Below are 5,127 nucleotides of genomic sequence, written 5' to 3'. Positions count from 1 at the left end.
CAAATCGACCGTGAACGTAAAGTGATGACCAAGTGTGATGGCTGCTTTGAGCGCATTGCACAAGGACGCCAGCCTATCTGTGTCGAGTCCTGCCCATTACGTGCGTTAGATTTTGATACGATGGATAACTTACGCAAGAAATATGGTGAAGGAGATGGTCATATTGCACCTTTACCCTCGTCATCGATTACTAACCCAAATTTGATTATCAAGGCGAACATTCATGGTCGTCCTGCGGGCAGTAATGAAGGGGCAATTTTAAATCCATCCGAGGTGTAAAGATTCACTTTTGACGATAATGTGTTAAGTATACAGCGGGCTATTTGCCCGCTGAGCTTATAAGGGAAATCATGTCTGTAAACGCAACCACAGATGCCAATGTGTGCTTGGCAACAATCGATTTTTTGGAATACCAAGGTCTAGCCAGGATCTTGCATCATTGTTTAATTCGTTATCCTGAACAGAAGCTGATCCAAGATCTCAAAGAATGTGATATTGCAGGCAGTTGGCCTGAGTTTGGCTTGCGAGAGCAAAACAGGGCCGGTAGGCAGTTACTGGGTGGCTATTTACAGCAGATGACCCTAAATGCCATGGGGGAGATGGATGCCGCCACATTGATTGAACTTAAGCTCGATTATGGCCAATTATTTTTTGGTCCTGGCGAGCCTAACGCCGTGCCACAGGGGTCTGTATATTTAAGTGAAGAGCAGTTGTTCAATGATCGTTCAACCATGGCGCTTATTGATTTTTACCGTGCAAATGGGATTGAACTGCAAATGGATTTTCCGCAGCCAATTGATCATATAGGGTTATTTTTTGCGGTATTGGATCAAAGCTTTGGTCGTCTTGCGGCGGAGCCTAATAATCAGTCCTTAGCGCGAATGATCCAAGTATTATTACAACTGCACTTATTGCCTTGGGCATTTCGTTGCTTTGAATTAGCTCATCAGTATGCCGCAACTGACTTTTACCGGGGGTTAGCGTTGCTGGGGTATGATTTTTTACAGCAGTTGCAGCAAGATTTTCAAATTTTACCGATAGCGACTAGGCTGTATCGTTAGTCTTGGCTTGAGGCATTCGCCTCAAAAAGATGGTGTTCTAGTGCGTAGGGGCGATACTGCCGTGTATCTAGAGGATGTGGTGTTAACTTCCCATATTCCGGGTAGATTGACGTTTTTGGTGACGCATTTGCTCAAGTTGCTGATAAATGGTCTGGATCAGTTGGCAAAGTTGCTCGGTTTCCGTATTCAGTTTTATGTTCTGCACAGATGATGCCTGCAGTGATTGTGTCCACTGGTAAGCCGTTGTGAGTACTAAATGTTCCGCTTGATTAAGTGCTCCCTGTTCAATTTCTTTGATAAACAGTAAGCGACTGGCGTTAAACAGGCTATGTAAAATGAGCTCGTTGGTTAAGGGGGTGTTTTCATCGCTGTGCATTTCAGGCAGCCACAGGGGATATCCCTCTGAAAATACTAATGCGGCGATAGTGATGGTCATACTGCTCAGTGAAGTGGCTCCGGCAAATAATGGCTGCACTGTATCTGAAGCTTGTAAACCTAACGCGAGACGATGTGCCAGAATGGATTTGCTCCATTGTTGGGATAGAGAATGTCTTAAGGTCATATACGCTTAAAAATATCAATATGATGGCTTGGATTCAGTGTAAAGTTGAAAATGGACTGTGTACAGTTTAGTCGGTTGTTATTGCCAAAGGGATCGCGCTATTTTTTGCCGCACAGGGGCCTTTTATCAACGGTTGTGCGCATTCCATTGAACGTTAAATTATCGGTTGAGTGGATCTCTGGCGTGGCCAACGCGTCGAGATTACGGCGGCGGTTAATTCATCTTGTGATTTGTCTGTAGTGTTGATGATATCTAGCAGATAACGGGCTTAAGCCGTTTAATGCAAGATAGCGATCCCCTCTCTTTGTTCTATTCAACTTATTTTTCTGAGCGCCGCGCCTGAGTTAATCCTCGGTGTAAACGTTCTATGATTTCGAATGGTGAGCGCCTTTTTTCGCGATATTTCTTCAGAATTTTTCTTGCTATGGTATTGCCATGCACTCGGCAGTGGAGCGCTCAAAGCATTCAAGGCAACGGAACACTGCTTGAGTGAATGTCAGGTTTGCAGCGTGTTTATCATTAAGGAGATCCCTATGAAAGTCGTTAAGTCGTATTCCGCTAAGCCTGCGATGGATGGCGATGGGGTTAATATTCGCCGGGTTGCCGATTTTGTGACGACTCGATTTGATCCCTTCCTTATGATCGATGAAATTCAATCCGATAATGAGCAGGACTTTATTGGCGGTTTTCCTGCGCACCCGCATCGCGGAATAGAAACTTTTACCTATATTCGCAAGGGTGGCTTTGAGCATCGTGATCAGCTGGGCAATGTTAAGGCGATCCGCGCGGGTGACGCTCAATGGATGAGCACCGGATTTGGGGTGGTTCACTCGGAAATGCCGCTGGCCGATGCGAAGGATGGCTTACATGGCTTTCAGATCTGGGTGAATATGCCGGCAAAAGATAAGTTACGCCCCGCGATTTACCAAGATACAGCATCGAGCCCCAAGGTGGCAGAGAGTAACGGTGCGGGCGCGACCTTAACGGCGTTAGCGGGCAACTGGGCATTTGTGGGGCGGCCGATGCTCAGCGCGCCGCTCCAAGGGTTATCCGGCCAAGCGGCGCTTGCGGATCTGAGTTTGGCCCCCATGGGCACGGCGCAGTTTGATCTGTCGCAGCATGAATTTGCCGCCGTGTATGTGTACCAAGGTGAGCTGCGCAGTGGGGATATTGAGCCGGCCGCGGCAATATCTCGCGTGGTCGAAACAGATGCGGTGGCTGCGGGCGCTATCGCTGCAGACACCATCGCTGCAGATACCATCGCAGTAGATACCATCGCAGTAGATGCTATCGCCTATCGCGCTGTTGATCGTCAGGTTGTCGATAATCGCGCTGTCGATAAAGCTGGCCATCAGGCACCGCGGGTATTCCACCAAGGCGAATTATTAGTGCTTGATAGTCAAGTGCCGCTGCACCTGATGGCCGATGAGCAAGGCGCCGGTATGCTGCTGTTTGTGGGTAAACCGATACGTGAAGCCATAGTGCAAATGGGCCCGTTTGTGATGAATACCCATGAGGAGATCCAGCAGGCGATCCGCGATTATCAAGCAGGGCGCTTTGGTGAACTGAGCTGATCACTTGGGGGCCATGATCCTTCGCGCGCCATAATGCCTTAGCGCCCTATATTATCTTGGCCCCATAATATTTTAGTGCCTCACATTTAGGGCCCTAAGTATGGGCTCCGCACAGTGGCACCGCCGCAGAACCTTGGTTTTAGGGGGCTCTCAGTTTTAGCAGTTTTAGCGGTTTTAGCGATTTTAGCGTTTAGGTTTAAGGCTCGGTTGGGGCTTGCCATCGCAGGGGTGACAGCAAGGATTTTCTATCCATAGATCACCTCACTTATCGTGGCTTGCCATTGCGCGCGTGGCGGCAAGCATTGAGGGCGTGCAAGACTTAAGGCAAACATAGGTGTTTGTTGCTACAATAGCCAGGCTTTGGGATTGGGCTGGTGAGCTCCTTTGCCCAAAAATAACGTCGATGACGACGCGTTTTATCAATAAATCATGCTATTTCAGTAACCTAAATTAAGTTTTGGTTACCCACCACAGGATATTCACCTTGAGCAATTCAGACACTCAGCCGAGCCCAGCACTGGCATTTTCCACACTTAAGCTAAAAACCGAATTGCTTGAGAATCTGGCCTCCATGGGTTACCACCAAATGACCCCTATTCAGGCGCAAAGTTTACCACCGATCCTCGCGGGCAAAGACGTGATAGGCCAAGGTAAAACCGGCTCGGGTAAAACCGCGGCCTTTGGTTTAGGGCTGCTGAATAAGTTAGAGGTAAAACGTTTTCGAATTCAAACCTTAGTGCTATGTCCGACCCGTGAATTGGCAGATCAAGTGGCACAGGAGATCCGCACCCTCGCCCGAGGTATCCATAACGTTAAGGTCCTGACGCTCTGTGGTGGCGTGCCAATGGGGCCGCAGGTCGGCTCGCTCGAGCATGGAGCACATATTATTGTCGGGACGCCGGGGCGCATTGTCGATCATTTAGATCGCAACCGCTTAGACTTAAGCCATCTCAACATGTTAGTGCTCGATGAGGCCGATCGCATGTTAGAAATGGGTTTTCAGCCAGCCTTAGACGCTATCATCGAACGGGCCCCGCGTGCGCGCCAGACCTTACTGTTTAGCGCCACGTTCCCCACACAGATCCAAGCGATCGCCGAGCAAATCATGGTCGAGCCGACCATGGTCAAGGCGGCTGTCACCCATGAAAAAAACACCATCGCCCAGCATTTTTATCAATTAGACGATGATAACGCGCGGCTGCAGGCTCTGCAGTTATTACTGTTGGAACATAAACCGCAAAGCGCCGTGGTGTTTTGTAATACCAAGCGCGAAACTCAAAAAGTGGCCGATGAGCTGGCGGCAGCAGGTTTTAGCGTATTGGCGCTGCACGGGGATTTAGAGCAAAGGGATAGGGATGAAACCCTGCTGCAATTTGCTAACAAGAGCGCCTGCGTGCTGGTGGCGACCGACGTTGCCGCCCGCGGTTTAGATATTGATGCGCTGGATGCGGTGTTTAATTATCACGTTGCTTACGATACTGAAGTGCATATTCACCGCGTGGGCCGCACCGGCCGTGCGGGCAGTCAAGGCGCGGCGTATACCTTCTACAATGAGCAGGATGGTTACAAAATTGCCTTATTAGAAGAGTATTTAGAGCGTGAAATCCACAGCGAGCCGCTGCCCAGTAGCAGTTTGCTTGGCAACACGCCCGCCGCGCCAAGCATGATCACTTTGCAGATCGATGGCGGTAAGAAGCAAAAACTGCGTCCAGGGGATATCCTCGGCGCCCTGACCGGCGACAACGGGATTGAGGGCTCGCAGGTCGGTAAAATCCTCGTGACCGATTACCGTGCCTATGTGGCCGTAAATCGTAAGGTGGCTAAAAAAGCGTTAACCAAACTCACCAGTGGGCGGATCAAAGGTAAGTCTTACCGTGCGTGGCCAATGAAGTAAAGGTTGCGGGCTAACATTCGCTTACGGCTAATATCC

General features: G+C 49.4%; 5 protein-coding genes. 4 read left to right on the top strand and 1 reads right to left on the bottom strand.

The features are described 5' to 3' along the window. Together ACRCZA_RS02420 and ACRCZA_RS02415 are read left to right on the top strand one after the other, a co-directional pair. The coding region (locus ACRCZA_RS02420; RefSeq protein WP_438672894.1) for a 4Fe-4S dicluster domain-containing protein at positions 1-279 on the top strand (279 nt) is incomplete at its 5' end. 71 nt (positions 280-350) lie between these two features. Continuing rightward, on the top strand, positions 351-1,061 hold the full coding sequence (locus ACRCZA_RS02415; protein WP_438672893.1) for a TorD/DmsD family molecular chaperone: 711 nt from the start codon (positions 351-353) through the stop codon (positions 1,059-1,061). A gap of 82 nt (positions 1,062-1,143) precedes the next feature. Here the strand turns inward: ACRCZA_RS02415 and ACRCZA_RS02410 are convergent, their stop codons facing one another. After that, the gene (locus tag ACRCZA_RS02410; protein WP_438672892.1) at positions 1,144-1,623 is read right to left on the bottom strand and encodes a hypothetical protein; all 480 of its coding nucleotides are present in this window, start codon (positions 1,621-1,623) and stop codon (positions 1,144-1,146) included. A 533-nt stretch (positions 1,624-2,156) separates the two neighbouring features. Between ACRCZA_RS02410 and ACRCZA_RS02405 the strand changes: the two genes are divergently transcribed. Beyond that, positions 2,157-3,197, top strand: coding sequence for a pirin family protein (locus ACRCZA_RS02405; protein WP_438672891.1), 1,041 nt, complete (start codon positions 2,157-2,159; stop codon positions 3,195-3,197). A 484-nt stretch (positions 3,198-3,681) separates the two neighbouring features. After that, positions 3,682-5,091, top strand: a complete 1,410-nt coding sequence (gene dbpA, locus ACRCZA_RS02400) for an ATP-dependent RNA helicase DbpA (protein ID WP_438672890.1) — start codon at positions 3,682-3,684, stop codon at positions 5,089-5,091. Positions 5,092-5,127 lie beyond the last annotated feature (36 nt).

The organism is Shewanella sp. (assembly GCF_051658185.1).
Taxonomy (GTDB): domain Bacteria; phylum Pseudomonadota; class Gammaproteobacteria; order Enterobacterales; family Shewanellaceae; genus Shewanella.
Note: the sequence above shows the minus strand (reverse complement) of the source record. Positions and strands in the feature narration are given on the sequence as shown.

Bases quoted from the DNA above. Each gene is read 5' to 3' on its own strand.
- ACRCZA_RS02410 (WP_438672892.1), bottom strand. From the start codon at position 1,623: ATGACCTTAAGACATTCTCTATCCCAACAATGGAGCAAATCCATTCTG.
- ACRCZA_RS02405 (WP_438672891.1), top strand. From the start codon at position 2,157: ATGAAAGTCGTTAAGTCGTATTCCGCTAAGCCTGCGATGGATGGCGAT.
- ACRCZA_RS02415 (WP_438672893.1), top strand. From the start codon at position 351: ATGTCTGTAAACGCAACCACAGATGCCAATGTGTGCTTGGCAACAATC.